The sequence below is a fragment of the Pseudomonas sp. G1002 genome, assembly GCF_013385455.1.
In the GTDB taxonomy this organism is placed as follows: Bacteria; Pseudomonadota; Gammaproteobacteria; order Pseudomonadales; family Pseudomonadaceae; genus Aquipseudomonas.
In genome coordinates this window covers 17108-39880 of record NZ_JACAPY010000024.1, presented here as the reverse complement: position 1 = coordinate 39880, position 22773 = coordinate 17108, and the positions used below count along the sequence as shown (strand labels likewise).

Genomic DNA, 22773 nt, shown 5'->3' with positions numbered 1-22773 from the left:
TGTGATGCCCCTGCAGGCCAAGCGCCAGTCGCGGGAAAAGTTCGCTTACGGATTATTTCCCGCTCAAGCGTGCTTTTTCGACCAGCCTGTACAGAGGGATTTCGGCGATATTTGGAGTTTTTCATGCTCGAGCAGGCTCAACGCGTCCTCAAGGACATCTTCGGCTACGACAGTTTTCGTGGCCGCCAGGGTGCGATCATTGAGCGCGTGGCCAACGGCGGTGACGCCCTGGTGCTGATGCCTACCGGTGGCGGCAAGTCGCTGTGCTTCCAGGTACCGGCACTCCTGCGGGAAGGGCTTGCGGTGGTGGTGTCGCCGTTGATCGCCCTGATGGACGACCAGGTGGCCACCCTTGAAGAGCTCGGCGTGGCGGCTGCTTCGCTGAACTCCACCCTCAGCGCCGAACAGCAGCGTGACCTCGCCGCCCGGATCAAGCGCGGCGAAGTGAAGATGCTTTACCTCGCCCCCGAGCGCCTGGTGCAGCCACGGATGCTGGCGTTCCTGCAGAGCCTGGAAATCGCCCTGTTCGCCATCGACGAAGCCCACTGTGTGTCCCAATGGGGCCACGATTTCCGTCGTGAATACCTGCAGCTGGGCCAACTGGCGGAACTGTTCCCCAACGTCCCGCGCATCGCCCTGACCGCCACCGCCGACAAGCGGACCCGCGAAGAAATCGTCGAGCGCCTGCACCTGCAGAACGCCGAGCGCTTCCTCTCGAGCTTCGACCGGCCGAATATCTTTTACCGCATTGTGCCCAAGGAACAGCCGCGCAAGCAGCTGCTGGCGTTCCTCTCCGATCGGCGCAGCGACGCCGGCATTGTCTATTGCCTGTCGCGCAAGAAGGTCGATGAGGTCGCCGCATTCCTCAGTGAACAAGGCTACCCGGCACTGCCGTATCACGCGGGTTTGCCCAACGAACTGCGGGCCTACCACCAGAAGCGCTTCCTCAACGAGGAAGGCCTGATCATGGTCGCCACCATCGCGTTCGGCATGGGCATCGACAAATCCAACGTGCGCTTCGTGGCCCACATGGATTTGCCCAAATCCCTTGAGGCGTACTACCAGGAAACCGGGCGTGCCGGCCGTGACGGCCTGCCGGCGGATGCGTGGATGGTCTACGGCCTGCAAGACGTGGTGATGCTCAAGCAGATGCTGCAGAACTCCGAAGGCGACGAGCGCCACAAGCGCCTGGAACAGCACAAGCTCGACGCGATGCTGTCGCTGTGTGAAGAAACCCGCTGCCGTCGCCAGACCTTGCTCGCCTACTTCGACGAAGACATGCCCAAGCCCTGCGGCCACTGCGACAACTGCGTGGACGGCGTGCAGACCTGGGACGCCACCGAGCCGGCGCGCCAGGCGTTGTCGGCGATCTACCGCACCGGTCAGCGCTATGGCGTCGGCCACCTGGTGGACGTGTTGCTGGGCAAGGACAATGAAAAGATTCGCAGCTTCGGCCACGAAAAACTCTCGGTCTACGGTGTGGGCAAGGCCCGCGCCGAAGGCGAGTGGCGCTCGCTGTTCCGGCAGATGGTCGCCCGTGGCCTGGTGGACATCGACCTGGAAGGCTACGGCGGCCTGCGCCTGAACGACAGTTGCCGGCCGCTGCTCAAGGGCGAAGTCAGCCTGGAGCTGCGCCGCGACCTCAAGCCGCAAACCACCGCCAAGAGCAGCACCAGCCAGGCCAGCCAACTGGTGCGTTTCGAAGAGCGCGAACAATGGGAAGCCCTGCGCGCGCTGCGTAAGAAGTTGGCGCAGGAACACAGCGTGCCGCCTTACGTCATCTTCCCGGACTCCACCTTGCTGGAAATGCTCCGCGACCATCCCACTACCCTGGGCGAGATGGCCAGGGTCAGCGGCGTCGGTGCGCGCAAGCTGGAGCGTTATGGCCAGGCCTTCCTCGAAGTGCTCGGCGGCCAGGTCGAGGCGCCGAAAGAGGTCGCCGACATCCGCCACGAGTTGATCAGCCTCGCCCGTGCCGGCATGACCCCGATCCAGATTGCCGGGCAGCTGCAGTGCTCGGAAAAGAACGTCTACACCTTGCTCGCCGAGTCCATTGGCAAGCAGCAGTTGTCGTTGGAGCAGGCCCTTGATCTGCCGGAAGATTTGCTCGGTGAAATCCAGGATGCATTCCTGGATGGAGAAGGCGAATTGCCACCCGTTTCCGAGATTGCGCCGCTGTTTACCGGCCGCGTTCCCGAGGGCGTTTTGTACTGCGTAAGGGCCGCTTTGCAGTCGGAATTCGAGATTTGATGTGCCAATTACGACAATGTAACGAATCAGTACATACCGGGTCTTGCCTACTGGCATGGGTCATGCTTAGCTGACTAATAATTAGCCACACTTTATTTTCAGTCTAATCCATGAGTTTTTTATGCCGTTAACCGATCAACACCGTTTTGGCATGCAGTTGGCGCATATGTCCCGAGGATGGCGTGCCGAGCTGGATCGCCGCTTGGCAGGTTTGGGACTGTCCCAGGCACGCTGGCTGGTGCTGCTGCACCTGGCCCGTTTTACCGAACCGCCTACCCAGCGTGAGCTGGCGCAGAGTGTCGGGGTAGAGGGGCCCACCTTGGCCCGTTTGCTCGACAGCCTGGAAAGCCAGGGCCTGGTGCAACGCCAGGCCGTGGTGGAAGACCGCCGCGCCAAGCGCATCGTGCTGTGCGACACCGCGAAGCCGCTGATCGAGCAGATCGAGACCATCGCCACGGCCTTGCGCCATGAGCTGTTTGTGGGTGTTGATGAAGAGGATCTGCGGGTGTGCATGCGGGTGCATGAACACATACTCGGAAATCTCGAGAAGTCCTGACCCCAAGTACACAGAAGATCAAAAATGTGGGAGCGGGCTTGCTCGCGAAGGCGGAGTGTCAGTGAATACATGTGCTGACTGACACACCGCCTTCGCGAGCAAGCCCGCTCCCACATGGGTTTTGCGGCGTAGTTAGAAGGTTTGCCCCAGGTTCAGGTACACCGCCTGCTGACTGTCATCGTTAAACCCATAACTGAAATTCAACGGCCCCAGCGGCGTATCAAACCCCAGGAAAATACTGGCGGCGTTGATGTACCCGCTGTCGTATTCATTGTCGTTGTTCCACGCTCGCCCACGTTCCAGTGATGCGCCCAGGTACAACGGGAAATCCAGCGGCAGATAAGACCGCGGCGTCAGCCGGCGATAGTAGACCGCGCGCATCAGGCTGATGTTTTGCCCGGCAATCGCATCCTCGCGAAAGCCCGACAACTGCCGCGCGCCCCCCAGCAGGAAGCTGGAAATCACCACGTCCGACTTATCCAGGGTGCGCCCATAGCGCCCGCCGAGGATCAGTGTGTCCGGCCCGCTGCTCATGGCCTTGTCCAGCTTGAACTCCCACTGGCGATAGCGCTGGTCCGAACCCAGCCCCGGTTCGAACTCCCGGAAGGCCAGGCCAATGTCTTCGCCGGTATGGGGGAAGTACACGTTGTCGAACGAGTCGAAGGAGTACTTCAGCTCATAGAAACCCTCGCTGAAGTTGATGCTCGGTGAATTCCGGTCGCCAATGCGCACATCCGCCTTGCCCCAGGCCTCGCCGACGCCGAAACGAATCTCGCCGCTGTTGCCGATCTGCCGGCCCACGTTCAGGCCGAAACCGTAGCGTTCCAGGCGGTATTCGGAGATCGGGTTATTGTCTTCAATCAGTTCGACGTTCTGCGCCTGGGCACTGATATAGGGCGCGACGAAGTAGCGTGAACCGGTGTCCATCGGCTGATAGAACTCGCTGTACAGCTCCTGCTTGTCACCGATCTGCACCCGCGTCAGCCATTCGGCGCCGAGGCGGTTGATGCCGTTCATGCGGTAGCTGGCGCCGAGGTTGAAGGCGCTGTCGCCGCGCATGTCATCCGACAGGTTCAGGCCCAGGCGCAGGTAGTCGGTGCCGCTGCGTTTGCCCCGGGCGCTGATGACCAGGGTGTTGTCCTTGCCCTTTTTCACCACGCGGTACTGCACCTGTTCGAAGTAATCCAGGCCGTACAGAGTGCCCATGTCGGTTTGCAGGCGGGCCAGGTCCAGGGGCTCGCCGAGGTTCTGGCGGATGTAGTAGCGGATCACCTCGTCGCCCACCTTGGAGTCGTTCTCTACCTTGATTGCGGTGATCACCGGGTTGCGCTCGCCGGGCGTTCGCGCGGCCACCAGCGACGGGTCCACCGGTTCGGCCGGGCGCAGGTGCGCCAGGCGCACGTCGAGTGCGCGGGTGGCGCGGTAGCCCGCGTCGATCATGTCCTTGGCGCGCCCGAAATCCGTCACCCCGTAGGCGGCCAGGGGCGGCTGGATCAGCACGTCGCGGGGCGCCAGGGCCTTGAGTTGTTCTTCGGAATTGCGCCGGGTCATCAGGGTGATGGACTGGTTGAGCACGTCCACCACGGTGTTGAGTTGCTTGCGTGAGCGCAGCGGGGTGCCGATGTCGACGACGATGGCGATGTCGACCCCCATTTCCCGCGCCACATCCAGCGGGATGTTATCGGTCATGCCGCCGTCCACCAGCAGCCGGCCATCCAGTTCCACCGGGGCAAACACCGCCGGGATCGACATGCTGGCGCGGATCACCTGGGGCAGGTGGCCTTTGCGGAACACCACTTTTTCACCACTGGTGATGTCGGTGGCCACGGCGCGGAAGGGGATCGGCAGCTTGTCGAAATCCCGCACGTTACTGGTGTGGGCGAACATGCTTTCCAGCAGCAAGGCCAGGTTCTGACCCTGGATCACCCCCAGTGGCAGGCCGAGGCTGCCGTCGTCGCGGAAGCTGAGTTTCTGTTTGACCAGGAAATCCCGGTCATCCTGCTTGCGCCGGAATGGCACGTCTTCCCGCGGTGGCGCGTCAGACAGGGCGAGCTTCCAGTCGATGTTCAGCGCGAGTTTTTCCAGCTCGTCGATCTTGTAGCCCGAGGCGTACAGCCCGCCGATCACCGCACCCATGCTGGTGCCGGCAATCGCATCGATGTGGATGCCCTGTTCTTCCAGGGCCTTGAGCACGCCAATGTGCGCCAGGCCACGGGCGGCACCGCCGGAGAGGACCAGGCCGATCTTCGGGCGCGGATTTTCGACGGCTTGGACGAGGACAGGGAACAGGCACAGCAACAGGCAGGACAACAGGCGGCGCATCATCAATCTCAAGGCAGGACGATAAAGGCCGGTATTATAGCCACTCGATCCTTTCAACCCGCCAAGCAGGAGCCAGTCAATTCATGTCAGCGGCCAAGCCCGAGATTGTCATCACCTATTGCACCCAGTGTCAGTGGCTGCTGCGCGCCGCCTGGCTGGCCCAGGAACTGCTGAGCACGTTCGCCGATGACCTCGGCAAAGTGGCCCTGGAGCCGGCCACCGGCGGTGCGTTTCGGATTACCTGCGACGGTGTGCAGATCTGGGAACGCAAGGCCGACGGGGGCTTCCCGGAAGCCAAGGTGCTCAAGCAACGGGTACGTGACCAGATCGACCCGCAACGGGACCTGGGGCATAACGACCGTACTCAATGAACCTCGGCCGTGGTGGCCGGCTGCTTGGCCGGTTTGGCGCCGCCCATCAGCCCGGACACCACGATGGCCACGATGATCAGCGCGCCGCCCATCAGCATGCGCAGGGTCGGCGTTTCAGCAAACAGCAGCCAGGCCGCGGTGATGCCGTACACCGGCTCCATGGCAAACACCACCGCCGCCGTGCGCGCCTTGAGCACCGCGAGGCTGGCGACAAACAGGCTATGGGCCAGGCCGGTGCAGAACACCCCGAGCAGACCGATCCACAGCCAGTCCACTGGTCGCACTTCGGCCAGCCCGGGCGCGGCGACGGGCAACAGGCACAGCGCTACCACCACGTTCTGGCACAAGGCGGCCTGCACCGGCGGGATGCGCCCACTGGCGCGGTTGTTCAGCGACAGCAGCGAGAACAACAACCCGGAGCCGACCGCCCACAACAAGCCGCTGGTGGCCTGGCTGGCGAGATTGAAATCCGGCGTGACCAGCACCAGGCCGATGCTCACCAGCACCACCAGCAGGATCTCGTTGGCGCGAATCCGCTCGCGGAAAATCAAGCCTTCGAGAATCACCGTGAACGCCGGGAAGGTGGCGAAGCCCAGGGTGGCGATGGCCACACCGGCGACCTTTACCGCAATAAAGAAACTTACCCAATGCCCGGCCAGCAGCAGGCCGCTGACCAGCAGGCGGCGCCAGTCGCGGGCTTGCAGCTTCTGCCAGGGCGTGTTGCTGGCAAAGCGCGCAAAGATTGCCAGGGCAATGACCGCGAACGCGGCGCGGCCGAACACGATAATCGCCGGCGAAGCGGCCGCCAGTTTGCCGAACACACCAGTGAGGCCAAACATCAATGCGCCGATATGCAGGGCGCCGAGGGCTGTGCGGGGAGTCATTGCGATCCTTAAACGACGGGTTTACAGGATCGCAGTCTAGAGGGTTGCAGGCATTCGCGTCTGTCGTTGGGCTCGCGGCTTTTGTCGCAGGACTCTTGCTTGGTGAAGATCCCTGTGGGAGCTGGCTTGCCTGCGATGCAGACAACTCGGTCGTTCAGATAGCGCGCGGTGATGCTATCGCAGGCAAGCCAGCTCCTGCACCGGGCGGTGCTCGTCTGAAGGCTCGGGGCGAGAGGCCAAACTCGCGCAACATCGCCGCAGCAAATGCACTTTGCGAACCATAGCCCACCCGCGCGGCAATCTCGCCGATCGGCAGCTGGCTGTCGCGCAACAGGCCGCGGGCCATCTGCAAGCGCCGGGTGCGTATGTAGTCCATCGGCGTCTGCCCGCTTTCCGCGATAAACCGTGCATGCAGGCGGGCGACGGACAGGTCGGCGAGCTTCGCCAGGTCCGCCACTTGCAGTGGGTGCGCGGCGTGCCGCTGGATATGCGCATCGAACGCGGCATAGGGCAGGCGCTTGCCCACCGGCGGCTGCGCAAGGTTGAGGCTGGCCAGCAGCAATACGGCGCCTTGCTGGGCGATCAGCGGGTCGTCCACCGGGCTGCTTGCCAGCCATTGCACCAGTTGGCTTTGGCGATTGTCGAGGGTCAGGTGTGCGCACCGGTCGAGCAAGCGGCGGCTGGCGTCGGCATGCTCGCCCAGGGACTGCGCCAGCCAGTGCTCATCGGGCACGTCCAGCACCAGGCAGCGGCTGCCATCGCGACTGCGGCACGCGTGATGGGCGGAGTAGGGCAGCACCATCACGCTGCTGTGCTGCACCTGGCCGCCCCGGCCATCCACCTCGAAGTCCAGGTGCCCGGACAGGCCAAACACCAGCTGTGCATGGTCGTGGCTATGGGCGATAGGCGCATCGGGGTAGTGGCGTAGCGTGAGGTTGGGTCTCATCGCAGTCTCCTGGGCAGGCCCGCAGTTTACATCGCTTCGCCGCCTGCGGGCGCTGTCATCAGACTGACGCAACACTGTCATGGGCTATTAATCCCGTGGGCGCAAGCTCGCGAAAACACCGTGAGGCATGCCCATGACCAGCGCCGAACTCGCCAAACCCAGCCGCAAGCAGCGCGTGCGTACCCTGTGGATTTCCGACGTGCATTTGGGCACCCGGGATTGCCAGGCCGAACACCTCTCGCATTTCCTCAAGGGCTACCACGCCGACAAGGTCTACCTGGTGGGCGACATCATCGACGGCTGGAAGCTGCGCAGCGGCATGTATTGGCCCCAGGCCCACACCAACGTGATCCGCCGCCTGCTGACCATGAGCAAGCGCGGCACCGAGGTGATCTACGTCACCGGCAACCACGATGAATTCCTGCGGCGTTATTCGAAGCTGATCCTTGGCAATATCCAGTTGGTGGACGAGGCGGTGCACGTGACTGCCGATGGCCGGCATTTGCTGGTGATCCATGGCGACCAGTTCGACGTGATCACCCGGTACCACCGCTGGCTGGCGTTCCTCGGCGATTCGGCCTACGAATTCACCCTCACACTCAACCGCTGGCTGAACCACTGGCGGGCGCGCTATGGCTACGGCTATTGGTCGTTGTCGGCGTACCTCAAGCACAAGGTCAAGACGGCGGTGAGCTTTATCAGTGATTTTGAAGAAGCGATCGCCCATGAAGTGACCAAGCGCGAATTGCACGGCGTGGTGTGCGGGCACATCCACCATGCGGAGATTCGCAAGGTGGGCGAGGTGGACTACCTCAATTGCGGGGATTGGGTGGAGTCGTGCACAGCGCTGATCGAGCACTGGGACGGGCATATCGAGCTGTATCGATTGGCGGATGCCCAGGCGAAAGAGGCACAGCTAAAGGCCGAGATGGTCGCGGGCTAAGCCTCAAACCCACAGACTCACTCGGTCTAAATGTGGGAGCGGGCTTGCTCGCGAATGCGGTGGGTCAGTCACCAGATAATTCGACTGACCCACCGCATTCGCGAGCAAGCCCGCTCCCACATTTGGAGCCGGTTTCTTCAGTCAGGTGTGGGAAACATCTGCGATCGCTTCTGCCAACAACGTCAACCGCGTCGCATCAATCCCCGCCACGTTCGCGCGCCCGGAATTGACCATATACACGCTGTGCTTGTCCCGCAGTTGCTTCACCTGTTCCGCACTCAACCCGGTATAGGAAAACATCCCGCGTTGCGCCGCGATGTGCGCAAACCGCTCCGACAACCCATGGGGCGCCAACGCCTCCACCAGCCCGGAACGCAGCTGCGCAATCCGCGCCCGCATCGCTTCCACTTCCTCGGCCCACTGCTTTTTCAGCCCGGCGTCACCGAGAATCGTCGCCACCACAGCAGCACCATGGTCCGGCGGCGTCGACCACAAGTTACGCGCAATAAACGCCAGCTGGCTGCGCACATCCGTCAGTTTCTCGGCGTCCGCCGCGCACACAATCAACGCGCCGACACGGTCGCTGTACAAGCCGAAGTTCTTCGAGCAGGAACTGGTGATCAGCACTTCAGGCAGCTCAGCCGCGAACAGCCGCACCGCCCATGCATCCTGTTCCAGGCCATCGCCAAAACCCTGATACGCAAAGTCGATCAGCGGCAGCAACTGACGTTCCTGGACGATCTTCAGCACCTGGCGCCAGTCATCGTGGGACAGGTCGAAACCGGTCGGGTTGTGGCAGCAGGCGTGCAGCAGCACCACATCGCCCTCAGGCACCGTCGACAGGGTGGCCAGCATCGCCGCTACGTCCAGGCGATTGTCGCTGCCCACGTACGGGTAATGGCTGACCTTGAGCCCGGCCTTGGCGAAGATGGTTTCGTGGATCGGCCAGGTCGGGTTGCTCAGCCATACGCCACGGCCGGGCAGGCTGTGGGCGATAAAGTCGGCGCTCAGGCGCAGCGCGCCGGTGCCGCCAGGCGTCTGGGTGGCGCCAGCGCGGCGTTCACTCAGCAGCGGCGAACCAGCGCCCAGCACCAGCTCGCTGATCAGCTTGCCGAACGCGGCATTGCCATGGCCGCCGATGTAGGTCTTGGTGGTTTGTTGCTCCACCAGGCGCTGCTCGGCCAGTTTCACCGAATGCGGGATCGGCGTCAGGCCCTGGTCGTCCTTGTACACGCCCACGCCGAGGTCGAACTTGAGCGGGTTCGGGTCCTGGGCATACAGCTCCATCAGCCCGAGGATCGGGTCTCCGGGCACCCGGCCAATTGCGTCGAAATGCATTACTTGCGGCCCTCGGCATCCTTGGCCACTTCGTCGGTGCGCGCGGCCATGATGAAGTCGTTGCGGTGCAGGCCCTTGATGGAGTGGCTCCACCAGGTCACGGTGACTTTGCCCCATTCGGTGAGCAGGCCCGGGTGATGGCCTTCAGCTTCGGAGATCACGCCCACGGCGTTGGTGAAGGCCAGGGCGAATTTGAAATTCTTGAACAGGAAGACCCTTTCCAGCTGCATCACGCCATCGCGTACTTCGATGTTCCAGTCGGGGATCTGCTTGATCAGCACCGGCAACTCTTCGTCGCTGACTTGCGGGGCGTCGGCGCGGCAGGCTTCGCAGTGGGCTTGGTTCAACGTGGTCATGTGGGTATTCCTGAAATCGAGTATTTGGAAACGGTCGTCAGTAGCGTCACCCTAAAGCAACGCGGGGCCAGGGAACAGACTCACCTGGCCCTAAAAGCCGCAGTTCAAGCCGCTTTTGGCTTGGGCGGGAACTTCGGTGCGTGCAGCCCCAGCTGCATCCCGCGTTCGACCATACCCATGATGTCTTCCTGCGCCACTTCGAACAGGCGCTTGAGGTTGGGCAGGGCGAAGTACACGGGTTGCAGAATGTCGATGCGATACGGCGTGCGCATCGCTTCGAGCGGGTCGAAGGCTTGATGCTCGGGCACGTCCGAGAGGCAGTACACGGTCTCCTTGGGCGAAGACAGGATGCCGCCACCGTAGATGCGCCGGCCTTCGGGCGTGTCCACCAGGCCGAACTCGATGGTCATCCAGTACAGGCGCGCCAGGTACACGCGCTGTTCCTTGGTGGCGGCCAGGCCGAGCTTGCCGTAGGTGTGGGTGAATTCCGCGAACCAGGGGTTGGTCAGCAGTGGGCAATGGCCGAAGATCTCGTGAAAAATGTCCGGTTCCTGCAGGTAATCCAGCTCTTCACGGGTACGAATAAACGTCGCCACCGGAAACTGCTTGTTGGCGAGCAATTCGAAAAAAGTCTGGAAGGGGATCAGCGCCGGCACCCGGGCGACTTGCCAGCCCGTGGTCTCGGCCAGCACTTTGTTGACTTCCGCCAGCTGTGGAATGCGGTAGTGGGGCAGGCCGAGCTTGTCGATGCCGTCCAGGTATTCCTGGCAGGCGCGGCCCTCGATCACTTTCAGTTGGCGCGTGATCAGGGTGTTCCACACCGCGTGTTCTTCGGGCGGGTAGTCGATAAAACCGTTCGCGTCGGGCTCGCGGGCCACGTACTGCGTCTGCTTCATACTGCTCTCCTGCTAGGCATTCGTTCTTGTTATGTCCTGGGATGAGCCTATTGATACGCCGCCTGGGCCAGGAAGCCATCCTCCTGCGCCACGCTTTTGTAGGAAAAGTTACCGGTATTCGTAAAGTTTTCGTTACGGCTGAGGCGATTCGTTCTCCCTGTGGCGTATTTTGGGTGTGAATCGCCTCGCAGCTGTCACATAATCTTGACGATTATCTGCGGCCGGCGGCAAAAAGACGCAGCGACTCCACCTCTTCGGGCCTTCTCATGCGTATCAAAGTGCATTGCCAGAACCGCATCGGCATCCTGCGGGACATCCTCAACCTGCTGGTGGAGTACGGCGTGAACGTTGCCAAGGGCGAGGTCGGTGGCGAGCACGGCAACGCCATCTACCTCTATTGCCCGAACCTGGTGAACCTGCAGTTCCAGGCATTGCGCCCGCAGTTCGAGGCGATTGCCGGGGTATTTGGCGTCAAGCGGGTAGGGCTGATGCCCAGCGAGCGTCGGCATATGGAGCTCAACGCGCTGCTGGGGGCGCTGGAGTTTCCGGTGCTGTCCATCGACATGGGCGGCTCCATCGTCGCGGCCAACCGCGCGGCGGCGCAGTTGCTCGGAGTACGGGTGGATGAGGTGCCGGGCATTCCGTTGTCGCGCTACGCCGAAGATTTCGATTTGCCGGAACTGGTACGGGCCAGCAAATCGCGAATCAACGGCCTGCGGGTCAAGGTCAAGGGCGATGTATTCCTGGCCGATATTGCGCCGCTGCAATCCTCCGAGCATGACGACAGCGAAGCCATGGCCGGCGCCGTACTGACCCTGCACCGCGCCGACCGGGTGGGTGAGCGTATCTACAATGTGCGCAAGCAGGAACTGCGCGGCTTCGACAGCATTTTCCAAAGCTCCAGGGTCATGGCCGCCGTGGTGCGTGAGGCTCGGCGCATGGCGCCGTTGGATGCGCCTCTATTAATAGAAGGCGAAACCGGCACCGGCAAAGAGTTGCTGGCCCGCGCTTGTCACCTGGCCAGCCCGCGCGGCCAGTCGCCGTTGATGGCGCTCAACTGCGCCGGTTTGCCCGAGTCCATGGCCGAGACCGAGTTGTTCGGCTATGGTCCCGGCGCCTTTGAAGGGGCGAGGGCGGAGGGCAAGTTGGGACTGCTGGAGCTGACGGCGGGCGGTACGTTGTTTCTCGACGGCGTCGGCGAAATGAGCGCGCGGTTGCAGGTGAAGTTGCTGCGCTTTCTGCAGGACGGCTGCTTTCGCCGTGTAGGCAGTGATGAAGAGGTGTACCTGGATGTGCGGGTGATCTGCGCGACCCAGGTGGACCTTTCCGAACTGTGCGCCCGGGGCGAATTCCGCCAGGACCTTTACCATCGTCTCAATGTGCTCTCGCTGCATATCCCGCCGCTACGCGAGTGCCTCGACGGTTTGCCGCCGCTGGTGGAGCACTTCCTGGATCAGGCCAGCCGGCAGATCGGCTGCCCGCTGCCCAAGCTCGCACCGGCGGCGATGGAACGCCTCAGCCATTACCACTGGCCGGGGAATGTGCGGCAGTTGGAGAACGTGCTGTTCCAGGCGGTTTCGCTGTGTGAGGGCGGCACCGTCAAGGCCGAGCACATTCGCCTGCCGGACTATGGCGTGCGCCAGCCGCTGGGGGATTTTTCCCTGGAAGGCGGGTTGGAGGAGATCGTCGGGCGCTTTGAAAAGGCCGTGCTGGCGCAGTTGTATGCCGAACATCCCAGCAGCCGTCTGTTGGGCAAGCGGCTGGGCGTGTCCCACACCACTATTGCCAACAAGTTGCGCGACTACGAAGTCGTCAAAGCCGAACGCGGTTAAACCTGTGGGAGCTGGCTTGCCTGCGATAGCGGCGGGTCAGCAAAACAAGTGGTAGCTGATACACCGCCATCGCAGGCAAGCCAGCTCCTACAGTTGATCTTTGTCGGTCTTGATACCTGCACTTGCCGTTAGCGGCATAAGTCCGCCGTTTTTTCGACTCTCTTCCTGCTGCCCTCAGCTGCCACCTGCCGGCAAACCCCCGCCCCGCCTGGACTTTTCCTCATTTCAAAAAGTTGGTTCGCAAATTGCTTAAGCCTCATCAGTACAGCGGTGGGCGGCAAGCGTCCGTCAGAAAGAGGAAAGAGCGTGGATAAGTACCTTTACGTGGCAATGACCGGCGCCAGCCAGAATGCACTGGCGCAGAAGGCCCACGCCAACAACTTGGCGAACGTTTCCACCAATGGTTTCCAGCGTGACCTGGAACAGGCGCGCTCGATGCCGGTGTTCGGTGACAGCTTTCCGGCGCGGGCCTTTGCCTTGACCGAGCGTCCAGGCACGGACTTTTCCCCTGGCGCGATGATTGAAACCGGCCGTGACCTCGATGTGGCCGTCAGCGGTGACGGCTGGATGGCCGTGCAAAACCCGGATGGCGGCGAGTCCTACGTGCGCAGCGCCAGCATGAACGTCGATGCGCTGGGCGTGCTGCGGGCCGGCAACGGTATGCCGATCATGGGCAACGGCGGCCCGATTGCCGTGCCGCCCCAGCAGCAGATCGAAGTCGGCCAGGACGGCACCATCAGCATCCGCGCCATGGGCGAAGGCCCGCGGGTGATGGCTGAAGTGGACCGGATCAAGCTGGTGCAGCCCGACCTCAAGAACATGACCAAGGGCCTCGACGGCACCATCCACACCAAGGATGGCCAGCCGGCCCAGGCCGATGCCAACGTCAAGCTGACGTCGGGCTTCCTGCAGGCGAGCAACGTGAACGCCGTCGAAGAAATGACGGCAGTCCTGGCCCTGTCCAAGCAGTTCGAATTGCACATCAAGATGATGAACAGCGCCAAAGAAGACGACCAGGCCATGACCCGCGTCCTGGCGATGAGCTGATAGCAGCCACACACTAATTTTTGTAGCGCGGCGCCATAAAACAGGCGCACGAAGGAGAAGAACATGCTTCCGGCTCTATACGTTGCCAAGACAGGCCTGTCCGCCCAGGACACCAACCTGACCACCATTTCCAACAACCTGGCCAACGTGTCGACCACGGGTTTCAAACGTGACCGCGCCGAGTTCCAGGACTTGCTCTATCAGATCAAGAAGCAGCCTGGCGCCCAGTCGACCCAGGACAGCGAATTGCCGTCGGGCCTGCAACTGGGTACCGGTGTGGCAATCGTTGGCACCCAGAAGAACTTCAGCGCCGGTAACCTGCAGCAGACCGGCCAACCGCTGGACCTGGCAGTCAACGGCAAGGGTTTCTTCCAGATCCTGCAGCCGGACGGCACCACCACCTACACCCGTGACGGTACGTTCCACCTGGACTCCAACGGCCAGGTCGTGACCGCCAATGGCTTCGCGCTGGAGCCGGCGATTGTCGTGCCGAACAACGCCCAGACCTTCACCGTCGGCAACGACGGCACCGTGTCGATCACCGTGGCCGGCAACCCGGCGTCCCAGGTGATCGGCAACCTGCAAACCGCCGACTTCATCAACCCGGCCGGCCTGCAGGCGATCGGTAACAACCTGTTCCTGGAAACCGCGTCCAGCGGCGCGCCGCAAATCGGCACCCCGGGCCTCAACGGTTTTGGTACCACCCTGCAAAGCACCCTGGAAACGTCCAACGTCAGCACCGTTGAAGAGATGGTCAACATGATCACCACTCAGCGCGCCTACGAGATGAACTCCAAGGTGATTTCCACCGCCGACCAGATGCTTTCGTTCGTAACGCAGAATCTGTAATCAAGTCTATGGGGCGCCCTTGAAGGCGCCTGCAACACCGTGAGGTATGGGTCATGAATCGCTATGTTTCTGTTCTGGCATTGAGTGGGATTGCTGTGCTCGCGGGCTGTGTCGCCCCGACGCCTAAGCCCAATGACCCGTACTATGCGCCGGTGTTGCCGCGCACGCCGTTGCCGGCGGCCGCCAACAATGGCTCGATCTACCAGGCCGGGTTCGAACAGAACCTGTACAGCGACCGCAAGGCCTTCCGGGTCGGTGACATCATCACCATCACGCTGAACGAGAAGACCCAGGCGAGCAAGAACGCCAACTCGCAGATCGGCAAGACCAGCAAGACCAGCATCGGCCTGACTTCATTGTTTGGCGGTGTACCGAACACCAACAACCCGCTGGGCAGCGGTGACCTGAGCCTGGACGCCGGCTACAGCGGCGACCGCGCCACCAACGGCAAGAGTGCGGCAGGGCAGGGCAACAGCCTGACCGGTTCGATCACCGTGACCGTGGCCGACGTGCTGCCCAACGGCATCATCGCCGTACGCGGCGAAAAGTGGATGACCCTCAACACCGGTGACGAACTGGTGCGCATTGCGGGCATGGTTCGCGCCGACGATATCTCCACCGACAACACCGTGCCGTCGACACGGATTGCCGATGCACGCATCACCTACTCGGGTACGGGTTCGTTTGCTGACGCCAGTCAGCCGGGCTGGTTTGACCGTTTCTTCCTTAGCCCGCTGTTCCCTTTCTAGGTGATCACTTTGAACTTCAAACAGCTGATGGCTGCGATGTTGCTGCTGGCCCTGAGCGCAGGCGCCCAGGCCGAGCGCTTGAAAGACATCGCGAGCATTTCCGGCGTGCGGTCCAACCAGCTGATCGGCTACGGCCTGGTGGTGGGGCTTAACGGCACCGGTGACCAGACCACCCAGACCCCGTTCACCCTGCAGACCTTCAACAACATGCTCTCGCAGTTCGGCATCAAGGTACCGCCGGGCTCGGGCAACGTGCAGTTGAAGAACGTCGCGGCGGTGTCCATCAGCGCTGACTTGCCGCCGTTCGCCAAGCCGGGGCAGGTGGTCGATATCACCGTCTCGTCCATGGGTAACTCGAAAAGCCTGCGCGGCGGCACCTTGCTGATGACGCCGCTAAAAGGTATCGACGGCAACGTCTACGCCATTGCCCAGGGCAACCTGGTGGTGGGTGGCTTTGATGCCGAAGGCCGCGACGGTTCGAAGATCACCGTCAACGTGCCGTCGGCCGGGCGGATTCCCGGTGGTGCCTCGGTGGAGCGCACCGTGCCCAGCGGCTTCAACCAGGGCAACAGCCTGACCCTGAACCTCAACCGCTCTGACTTCACCACCGCCAAGCGCGTGGTCGACAAGATCAATGAGTTGCTCGGCCCGGGCGTGGCCCAGGCCATCGATGGCGGCTCGGTTCGTGTGACGGCACCGCTGGACCCAAGCCAGCGTGTGGACTACCTGTCTCTGCTGGAAAACCTTGAGGTTGACCCAGGCCAGGCGGTGGCGAAAGTCATCATCAACTCGCGGACCGGCACCATCGTGATCGGCCAGAACGTCAAGGTTTCGCCAGCGGCCGTGACCCACGGCAGCCTGACCGTGACCATCACCGAAGACCCGATCGTCAGCCAGCCTGGCCCGTTGTCCAACGGCCAGACTGCCGTGGTACCCCGTTCGCGGGTGAATGCCCAGCAAGAAGCCAAGCCGATGTTCAAGTTCGGCCCCGGCACCACCCTGGACGAGATTGTCCGTGCGGTGAACCAGGTGGGCGCAGCGCCCGGCGACTTGATGGCGATCCTCGAAGCATTGAAACAGGCCGGCGCCTTGCAAGCCGACCTGATAGTGATCTGACGCCATGGCCATGGACATGCGCAAGAGCGGCCTGACCAGCACGGCGGATTCGGGTTCCTATTCCGACCTCAACCGGCTTAACCAGTTGAAGGTCGGCGACAAGAACAGCGACGGCAACATGCGCAAGGTCGCGCAGGAATTTGAGTCGCTGTTTCTCGGCGAGATGCTCAAGTCCATGCGTTCGGCTACCGAAGCCCTGGGCAAGGACAACCCGCTGAATACCCCGGCGGCCAAGCAGTACCAGGAAATGTACGACCAGCAGTTGGCGGTTTCCCTGTCCCGCGAGGGCGGCGGTATCGGCCTGGCGGACGTGCTGCTGCGCCAGATGCAAAAGAACAAACCGGTGGACGCCCAGGCGGCCACCTTGCAAGGCCCGGCTGCGCCCGCGAAGAAGGTGGATGTACCGACTGAAATTGCCGCCGGTACCAAGGCCGATGGCCCGCTGGGCCGCAGCAATGGTCAGCGGCCATTGTGGGCGTACCGCGTGGCGGTGCCTGAAGGCACCAACTCCCACGCCAACGACATGGCGCTGATGAACCAGCGACGCATCTCGTTGCCGAGCAAGCTGACGGATCGCCTGCTGGCCGGCATCGTGCCGGGTGCCGAGGCTACCACTGCCGCCAAGGCCGCGCCGCTGCGTAACAGCGCTGCCGATGATGGCGTGGTCAACAGCACCGCCCGCAGCCTTGCCGCCATACCGCCTCACGGACAGATGCAGGTTTACGGCCGCGCCGTCGCCCAGCCACCGCTGGCACCGGCGAAGAAAGCCTTCAGCTCGCAGGATGAATTTGTCGCCACCATGTTGCCGATGGCCAAGCAGGCCGCCGCGCGGATTGGCGTCGACCCACGCTACCTGGTGGCCCAGGCCGCCCTGGAAACCGGTTGGGGTAAATCGGTGATGCGTGCCGAGGATGGCACCAGCAGCCACAACCTGTTCGGTATCAAGGCCGGCCAGAGTTGGCAGGGCGAACAGGCCCGGGCGATCACCAGCGAGTTTCGCAATGGCGCGATGGTCAAGGAGACGGCGCAGTTTCGTTCCTACAATTCCTACCAGGACAGCTTCCATGACCTGGTGACGTTGCTGCAAAGCAATGATCGCTATAAAGAAGTTGTGAAATCAGCCGACAACCCGGAACAGTTTGTGCGCGAGTTGCAAAAAGCCGGATATGCAACCGACCCGGATTACGCCAGCAAGATTTCGCAGATCGCAAAAACGATGAACAGCTACCAGAACTACGCTGCCGCGGGCGCTTCCACTCATTTATAAGGTCTGAATCATGAGTTTGCTCAATATCGGGATGTCGGGGCTCAATGCCGCCCAGGGATCGTTGTCGGTCTTAAGTAACAACATCGCCAACGTCAACACCCCGGGATACTCGCGTCAACAGAGCGCTCAGACCGCGAATGCGTCGAACGCCTACGGCGGCGTATTTATCGGCACCGGTACGACCCTGGCGGACGTGCGTCGGGTGTACAACCAGTTTCTCACCACGGCTTACCAGAACAGCACGGCACTCGACAGCGATGCCAACGCCTACCTGGACCAGGCCAGTGCCATCGACAAGACCTTGTCGGATTCCAACACCGGCATGTCTTCGGTGCTCAGTGCCTTCTTCGCGGCGGCGCAGACGGCTTCTGCCACCCCGGGCGACGTGTCCGCGCGCCAATTGCTGCTGACCAGCGCCCAGACCCTGAGCAACCGCTTCAACTCCATTTCCGGCCAGTTGAACCAGCAGAAACAAACGATCAACAGTCAGTTGAGCACCATGACGGATCAGGTCAACAAGCTGACGTCCTCGATCGCCTCGCTCAACAAGCAGATTGCCCAGGCCCAGGGGACTTCCAGCAGTGCGCCGGCCAACCTGCTGGACTCGCGTGACGAAGCGGTGCGCTCGCTCAACGAGCTGATCGGCGTTACGGCCACGGAAAAAAACGGACAGTTCAGTATTACGACCGGTACGGGGCAGTCGCTGGTGGAAGGCGGGATATCCAATAATATCTCTGCGGTACCGAGTAGCACCGACAATAGCCAGTACACCATCCAGCTCTCGATGGGCGACTCGTCCATTGACCTTGGCAATGTGGTCACCGGCGGCAGTATCGGTGGCTTGCTGCGCTATCGCAGTGACGTGCTGATGCCGGCCATCAATGATCTGGGGCGCATCGCGATTGCCACGGCAGACACGATCAACAACCAGTTGGGCCAGGGCCTGGACCTCAACGGCGAATTCGGTTCGTCGCTGTTCACCGATATCAACAGCGCGGCGGCGATTTCCCAGCGCAGCCAAGGGGCCGCCGGCAACAGCGCGGGGTCTGGCAACCTGAATGTCACGATCAAGGACAGCAGCCAGCTGACGACCTACGACTACAAAGTCACGTTTACCAGTGGTAACCAGTACAGCGTCGTCCGCTCCGACGGCAAGGCCATGGGTTCGTTCGACACTACCACCACGCCGCCGCCGGTGATTGATGGCTTTACCCTGGCACTGGACGGCAAAGGGCCCATGGCTGCCGGTGACAGCTTCAAGGTCAGCCCCACGGCCAACGGGGCCACGGGCATCGGTGTCGACCTGAAGGACGTCAACAAGCTCGCCTTCGCGGGCCCCTTGGCGGGGAACGCAAGCAAGACCAACACCGGCACCGGTACGTTCACACCGCCTCAGCTGACTGTGCCGCTGGATATTCATGGCGGCGCTGATACCGCCCAGTTGCGCGCCGGCATCGAAAACTCCATGCCGGTAAAAATGCTCTTTGGCAAGCCGGCCGCCGACGGCACCCAGTCGTATACGGTGAGCGACGCGCAAGGCAATCCGATCGGCAGTGGCACCATCATCCCGGGCCAGGGCAACAAGATCAGCATCAACGTACCGATGCGCGATGCCTCCGGTGCGTTGATCCCGGGCAAAAGCTTCAACTTCGACACCACGGTCGGCGGCTCGCCTGCCAATGGTGACAGCACGACTTTCTCGTTCAACGCTTCGGGCACCTCCGACAACCGCAACGCCCAGCAATTGCTGGACTTGCAGACCAAGGCCACCGTGGGCGCCAGCGACGGCAGCCCGGGTGTGAGCCTGGTCAGCGCCAACGCCCGACTCGTGTCGCAGGTGGGCTCAAAAGCCAGCCAGGCCGCTACCGACTCCACCGCGACGGGTGCGCTGTTGGCAGCGAACAAGGCGGCCAGCAACTCGGTGTCCCAGGTCAACCTGGATGAAGAGGCGGGTGACATGATCAAGTTCCAGCAGTACTACACCGCGTCGTCGCAGATCATCAAGGCTGCGCAAGAAACTTTCAGCACACTGATTAATGCCCTTTAAAGGAGTCTGGGACGATGCGTATTTCTACACAGCAGTATTTCGACACCAGCGCCAGCAAGTACCAGACGAACTATTCCGGTGTGGTGAAAGCCCAGGACCAGGCGAGCAGCGGTATCCGGGTGCAAACCGCCTCCGATGACCCGGTCGCCGCCGCGCGCTTGCTGCAATTGCAGCAACAGAAAGACATGCTTGGCCAGTTCAACGGCAACATCAACACCCTGCAGAACTCGCTGACCAACGAAGAATCGGTGTTAAAGAGCATCAACACCGCCTTGCAGCGCGGTAATGAACTGGCGCTGCGTGCGGCCAACCAGTCCCTGAGCGATGACGATCGTAAATCCATCGCCAGCGAAGTGGGCGCGCTTGAGGACCAGGTGCTGGGCTTGCTCAACTCCAAGGATGCCAACGGCAACTACATGTTTTCCGGGTCGAAAACCGACACGCCGCCTTACATCCGCAATAACGACGGCACCTACACGTATCAGGGTGACGAGACGCCGCTGAGCTTGCAGATCTCGGACAATCTGTCGATGGCGGGGGGCGACACCGGTAAGTCGATGATGGAAAGTTCGACCAACACCGGTCGCACCCAGGCTACGTTGTTGCCGCCTGCGGTCAATGACGGCAAGGTCGCGGTATCGGCGGGCACGGTGACCTCCGGTGTCACCTACACCAAGAGTTTTACCGACGGCCAGCCCTACAAGCTGACCTTCAGCAGCAGCACGCAGTATTCCGTGACCGACAAGGACGGCAACGACGTTACCTCGGAGATTCCCGGCAACGGCACTTTCGACGCGACCAAAGAGGGCGCATCCAGCGTCAACCTGCGCGGCGTCAAGTTCGATATCAGCCTGACGCTCGGCGCGGACGTTGCGCCCGGCGCTGACTCCGACGCACTGGTGGCGGGCAAGGCGTTCACCCTGCAATCCAAGCCGGACACCTTCAGTGCTTCGCGTTCCCCAGGCAACGCGTCGACTGCACAAGTGACCGGTGGCCAGGTGACGGATCAGGCGGCCTACGCCAGCACCTTCCCTGATACCGGTGCGGTGATCAAATTCACCAGCGGCACCACGTATGAGGTGTATGCGCAGCCCTACAGTCCGAACAGCAAGACCATCGCGACCGGCACCATGGCTGCCGGTGCCACCTCGATCAACGCGGCCGGCGTGACGTTCGACATCAGTGGTGCGCCAGGGGCGGGCGACCAGTTTGCGGTCAGCGCCGTCAGCAACAAGAACGAAAACGCCCTGGACACGTTGAGCCAATTGCGCAAAGCCCTGGAAACGCCGGCTGACGGCAACCTGGTCGCGCAGAACAACCTCAAGGATGTGGTGGCCAAAACCATCGGCAACCTCAACAACGCCAGTTCACAGATTGACCAGGTGCGCGGCTCCATCGGTGCTCGCCAGAATGCCCTGGATCTTCAAACGGATGAAAACACCAGCCTGGGGACTGCCAATACCAACACCATGAGTTCCTTGGGCAACGTCGACATGGGTCAGGCGGCGATCAACCTGCAGCTTCAGCAAACCATGCTGCAGGCCTCTCAGTTGGCCTTTGTGAAAATCTCTCAGTTGAGCCTGTTCAACAAAATGTGATGTCCGCGGCTGCAAACCGGCGGCTCACCCTGGAAACGGGGTGGGCCGTTGTGGTTTTTGGCGTTTGTATGTCCCCGTGTTTCGCACAAAGCGCAGAAAATTGAGTGACCTGTGAGTCATAAAGCGCATCTTCACTGTATCGTGTGAAAAGGATAGGTCGTCGCCAGGTCTCTGCGAGGGCCTGCCGCCAGGGTACAAAGGCGGTTTTCGGCGAGTTTTTTGCGGGGTCATCCCCATTATTGTCAGCACCCGGCGACGTGTCTCGCGGGGTGTTCTCCAGCTATTTAGTATTGGGAAGCCACAATGATTGGCATAAAAAGCATCGCCAGTTACGTGCCGGCAGACGGGATTGATAACTACGCCCAGGGTGCCAAATTCGCCAAGGATGAAGAATTCATCATTGGCAAGATCGGTTCGGCGTTCCTGCCGCGCAAGGATGCCGCGCAGGAAACCTCCGATCTGTGCGTCGAGGCGGTCAACGCCTTGTTTGCCAACAACCCCGATTTGAAGCGCGAGTCCATCGATGCGCTGATCGTCGTTACCCAGAATGGTGACGAAGAGGGCTTGCCTCACACCGCCGCCATCGTCCAGGACAAGCTGGGCCTGCCGACGCACGTGGCGGCCTTCGATATTTCCCTGGGCTGCTCGGGCTACGTCTACGGCATCTATGCGATGAAGGGCTTCATGGAAGCCACCGGCCTGAAGAACGGCCTGCTGGTGACCGCCGATCCGTACTCGAAGATCGTCGACCCGGAAGACCGCAACACCACCATGCTGTTCGGCGATGCCGCTACCGCCACCTGGATGGGTGAAGACGCGCCGTGGCAGTTGGGCAAGTCCAAGTTCGGCACTGACGGCTCCGGTGCGCCGCACTTGAAGGTCAGCGATGGCGTGTTCTTCATGAACGGCCGCCAGGTGTTCAACTTCGCCTTGCTCAAGGTGCCGGCGCATTTGCACGAGCTGCTCAACGAATCGGACCTCAAGGCTGACGAGATCGATGCGTTCTGCATCCACCAGGGCAGTGCGGCGATTGTCGACGCCGTGGCCCGGCGTTTCGAAGACGCGCCGGTGGACAAGTTCATCAAGGACATGGTCGAGACCGGCAACACCGTGTCCTCGAGCATTCCGCTGCTGCTGGAAAAGCACATGCTCGACTCCACCTGGAAGCGCGTCGCCATCAGTGGTTTTGGTGTGGGGCTGTCCTGGGGCTCGGCGATTTTGCACCGCCCTTGACGACTTAAAGGCGCTGCACAAAAAAACGCCCATGATCGAAAGATTATGGGCGTTTTTTATTTGGCGCCAGAAAGCCAACAATTGCTGGGGTTTGGGCTATCGTAAATGCTTGAATTAAAAGGGGTGGCACGGCGCCAGTAAAAAAAATCAAAAAAGTCCTCAAGCAACCTGCT

The 22773-nt window shown here is 61.7% G+C and carries 19 protein-coding genes; 13 read left to right on the top strand and 6 right to left on the bottom strand.

Annotated features, from left to right (window positions below; translation table 11 throughout):
- Positions 1-123 precede the first annotated feature (123 nt).
- A complete protein-coding gene (gene recQ / locus HX801_RS12455; protein ID WP_004371161.1) occupies positions 124-2250 on the top strand; it encodes a DNA helicase RecQ in 2127 nt (708 codons plus the stop codon).
- A 121-nt stretch (positions 2251-2371) separates the two neighbouring features.
- Positions 2372-2806: a MarR family transcriptional regulator gene (locus tag HX801_RS12450; protein WP_004371158.1), complete on the top strand. Its 435-nt coding sequence runs from the start codon at positions 2372-2374 to the stop codon at positions 2804-2806.
- Positions 2807-2938: 132 nt separating this feature from the next.
- Here HX801_RS12450 and HX801_RS12445 read toward each other — a convergent pair whose 3' ends face one another.
- The gene (locus HX801_RS12445; protein ID WP_003214625.1) at positions 2939-5128 is read right to left on the bottom strand and encodes a patatin-like phospholipase family protein; all 2190 of its coding nucleotides are present in this window, start codon (positions 5126-5128) and stop codon (positions 2939-2941) included.
- Between the two features lie 83 nt (positions 5129-5211).
- Here HX801_RS12445 and HX801_RS12440 point away from each other — a divergent pair, with 83 nt between their 5' ends.
- Positions 5212-5499, top strand: coding sequence for a SelT/SelW/SelH family protein (locus HX801_RS12440; RefSeq protein ID WP_003214624.1), 288 nt, complete (start codon positions 5212-5214; stop codon positions 5497-5499).
- Here the strand turns inward: HX801_RS12440 and HX801_RS12435 are convergent.
- Positions 5493-6383 carry a DMT family transporter gene (locus HX801_RS12435; RefSeq protein WP_102369680.1) on the bottom strand — a complete coding sequence of 297 codons (891 nt, stop codon included), beginning with the start codon at positions 6381-6383 and terminating at the stop codon, positions 5493-5495. The genes HX801_RS12440 and HX801_RS12435 overlap by 7 nt on opposite strands.
- Positions 6384-6537: 154 nt before the next feature.
- The gene (locus HX801_RS12430; RefSeq protein WP_087692744.1) at positions 6538-7329 is read right to left on the bottom strand and encodes an AraC family transcriptional regulator; all 792 of its coding nucleotides are present in this window, start codon (positions 7327-7329) and stop codon (positions 6538-6540) included.
- A gap of 133 nt (positions 7330-7462) precedes the next feature.
- Between HX801_RS12430 and HX801_RS12425 the strand changes: the two genes are divergently transcribed.
- Positions 7463-8272: a UDP-2,3-diacylglucosamine diphosphatase gene (locus tag HX801_RS12425; RefSeq protein WP_003214618.1), complete on the top strand. Its 810-nt coding sequence runs from the start codon at positions 7463-7465 to the stop codon at positions 8270-8272.
- A gap of 141 nt (positions 8273-8413) precedes the next feature.
- Here the strand turns inward: HX801_RS12425 and HX801_RS12420 are convergent, their stop codons facing one another.
- The 3 genes from HX801_RS12420 to phhA form a co-directional block, all read right to left on the bottom strand.
- Positions 8414-9610: an amino acid aminotransferase gene (locus HX801_RS12420; protein WP_177022178.1), complete on the bottom strand. Its 1197-nt coding sequence runs from the start codon at positions 9608-9610 to the stop codon at positions 8414-8416.
- Positions 9610-9966, bottom strand: coding sequence for a 4a-hydroxytetrahydrobiopterin dehydratase (locus tag HX801_RS12415; RefSeq protein WP_177022177.1), 357 nt, complete (start codon positions 9964-9966; stop codon positions 9610-9612). Before HX801_RS12415 ends, HX801_RS12420 begins: the two co-directional genes overlap by 1 nt.
- Before the next feature lie 104 nt (positions 9967-10070).
- Entirely contained in the window at positions 10071-10862 is a 792-nt protein-coding gene (phhA, locus tag HX801_RS12410) for a phenylalanine 4-monooxygenase (RefSeq protein WP_177022176.1), read from the bottom strand.
- A gap of 266 nt (positions 10863-11128) precedes the next feature.
- On the opposite strand from phhA, the gene HX801_RS12405 reads away from it, so the two are divergent.
- From HX801_RS12405 to HX801_RS12365, 9 genes are all read left to right on the top strand, one after another.
- A complete protein-coding gene (locus HX801_RS12405) occupies positions 11129-12694 on the top strand; it encodes a sigma-54-dependent phenylalanine hydroxylase transcriptional regulator PhhR (RefSeq protein WP_003214613.1) in 1566 nt (521 codons plus the stop codon).
- A gap of 306 nt (positions 12695-13000) precedes the next feature.
- On the top strand, positions 13001-13741 hold the full coding sequence (locus HX801_RS12400) for a flagellar basal body rod protein FlgF (RefSeq protein WP_003214611.1): 741 nt from the start codon (positions 13001-13003) through the stop codon (positions 13739-13741).
- A 63-nt stretch (positions 13742-13804) separates the two neighbouring features.
- On the top strand, positions 13805-14590 hold the full coding sequence (gene flgG / locus HX801_RS12395) for a flagellar basal-body rod protein FlgG (RefSeq protein ID WP_003214609.1): 786 nt from the start codon (positions 13805-13807) through the stop codon (positions 14588-14590).
- 53 nt (positions 14591-14643) lie between these two features.
- Positions 14644-15339, top strand: coding sequence for a flagellar basal body L-ring protein FlgH (flgH, locus tag HX801_RS12390; protein WP_003214607.1), 696 nt, complete (start codon positions 14644-14646; stop codon positions 15337-15339).
- Positions 15340-15366: 27 nt separating this feature from the next.
- Positions 15367-16455: a flagellar basal body P-ring protein FlgI gene (locus tag HX801_RS12385; RefSeq protein WP_032899355.1), complete on the top strand. Its 1089-nt coding sequence runs from the start codon at positions 15367-15369 to the stop codon at positions 16453-16455.
- 4 nt (positions 16456-16459) lie between these two features.
- On the top strand, positions 16460-17722 hold the full coding sequence (gene flgJ / locus HX801_RS12380) for a flagellar assembly peptidoglycan hydrolase FlgJ (protein WP_177022175.1): 1263 nt from the start codon (positions 16460-16462) through the stop codon (positions 17720-17722).
- 10 nt (positions 17723-17732) lie between these two features.
- Positions 17733-19769, top strand: a complete 2037-nt coding sequence (gene flgK / locus HX801_RS12375) for a flagellar hook-associated protein FlgK (RefSeq protein ID WP_177022174.1) — start codon at positions 17733-17735, stop codon at positions 19767-19769.
- Between the two features lie 14 nt (positions 19770-19783).
- On the top strand, positions 19784-21367 hold the full coding sequence (locus tag HX801_RS12370) for a flagellar hook-associated protein 3 (RefSeq protein ID WP_003214602.1): 1584 nt from the start codon (positions 19784-19786) through the stop codon (positions 21365-21367).
- 303 nt (positions 21368-21670) lie between these two features.
- Positions 21671-22600, top strand: a complete 930-nt coding sequence (locus HX801_RS12365) for a ketoacyl-ACP synthase III (protein WP_003214601.1) — start codon at positions 21671-21673, stop codon at positions 22598-22600.
- The last annotated feature ends 173 nt before the right edge of the window (positions 22601-22773 follow it).

Excerpts from the sequence above, each read along its gene's own strand:
- HX801_RS12415 (WP_177022177.1), bottom strand. The coding sequence starts at position 9,966 with ATGACCACGTTGAACCAAGCCCACTGCGAAGCCTGCCGCGCCGACGCC.
- HX801_RS12430 (WP_087692744.1), bottom strand. The coding sequence starts at position 7,329 with ATGAGACCCAACCTCACGCTACGCCACTACCCCGATGCGCCTATCGCC.
- HX801_RS12385 (WP_032899355.1), top strand. The coding sequence starts at position 15,367 with ATGGCTGCGATGTTGCTGCTGGCCCTGAGCGCAGGCGCCCAGGCCGAG.
- flgH (WP_003214607.1), top strand. The coding sequence starts at position 14,644 with ATGAATCGCTATGTTTCTGTTCTGGCATTGAGTGGGATTGCTGTGCTC.
- flgG (WP_003214609.1), top strand. The coding sequence starts at position 13,805 with ATGCTTCCGGCTCTATACGTTGCCAAGACAGGCCTGTCCGCCCAGGAC.
- phhA (WP_177022176.1), bottom strand. The coding sequence starts at position 10,862 with ATGAAGCAGACGCAGTACGTGGCCCGCGAGCCCGACGCGAACGGTTTT.
- HX801_RS12440 (WP_003214624.1), top strand. The coding sequence starts at position 5,212 with ATGTCAGCGGCCAAGCCCGAGATTGTCATCACCTATTGCACCCAGTGT.
- HX801_RS12420 (WP_177022178.1), bottom strand. The coding sequence starts at position 9,610 with ATGCATTTCGACGCAATTGGCCGGGTGCCCGGAGACCCGATCCTCGGG.
- recQ (WP_004371161.1), top strand. The coding sequence starts at position 124 with ATGCTCGAGCAGGCTCAACGCGTCCTCAAGGACATCTTCGGCTACGAC.
- HX801_RS12405 (WP_003214613.1), top strand. The coding sequence starts at position 11,129 with ATGCGTATCAAAGTGCATTGCCAGAACCGCATCGGCATCCTGCGGGAC.
- HX801_RS12425 (WP_003214618.1), top strand. The coding sequence starts at position 7,463 with ATGACCAGCGCCGAACTCGCCAAACCCAGCCGCAAGCAGCGCGTGCGT.
- HX801_RS12450 (WP_004371158.1), top strand. The coding sequence starts at position 2,372 with ATGCCGTTAACCGATCAACACCGTTTTGGCATGCAGTTGGCGCATATG.
- flgK (WP_177022174.1), top strand. The coding sequence starts at position 17,733 with ATGAGTTTGCTCAATATCGGGATGTCGGGGCTCAATGCCGCCCAGGGA.
- flgJ (WP_177022175.1), top strand. The coding sequence starts at position 16,460 with ATGGCCATGGACATGCGCAAGAGCGGCCTGACCAGCACGGCGGATTCG.
- HX801_RS12435 (WP_102369680.1), bottom strand. The coding sequence starts at position 6,383 with ATGACTCCCCGCACAGCCCTCGGCGCCCTGCATATCGGCGCATTGATG.
- HX801_RS12370 (WP_003214602.1), top strand. The coding sequence starts at position 19,784 with ATGCGTATTTCTACACAGCAGTATTTCGACACCAGCGCCAGCAAGTAC.
- HX801_RS12445 (WP_003214625.1), bottom strand. The coding sequence starts at position 5,128 with ATGCGCCGCCTGTTGTCCTGCCTGTTGCTGTGCCTGTTCCCTGTCCTC.
- HX801_RS12365 (WP_003214601.1), top strand. The coding sequence starts at position 21,671 with ATGATTGGCATAAAAAGCATCGCCAGTTACGTGCCGGCAGACGGGATT.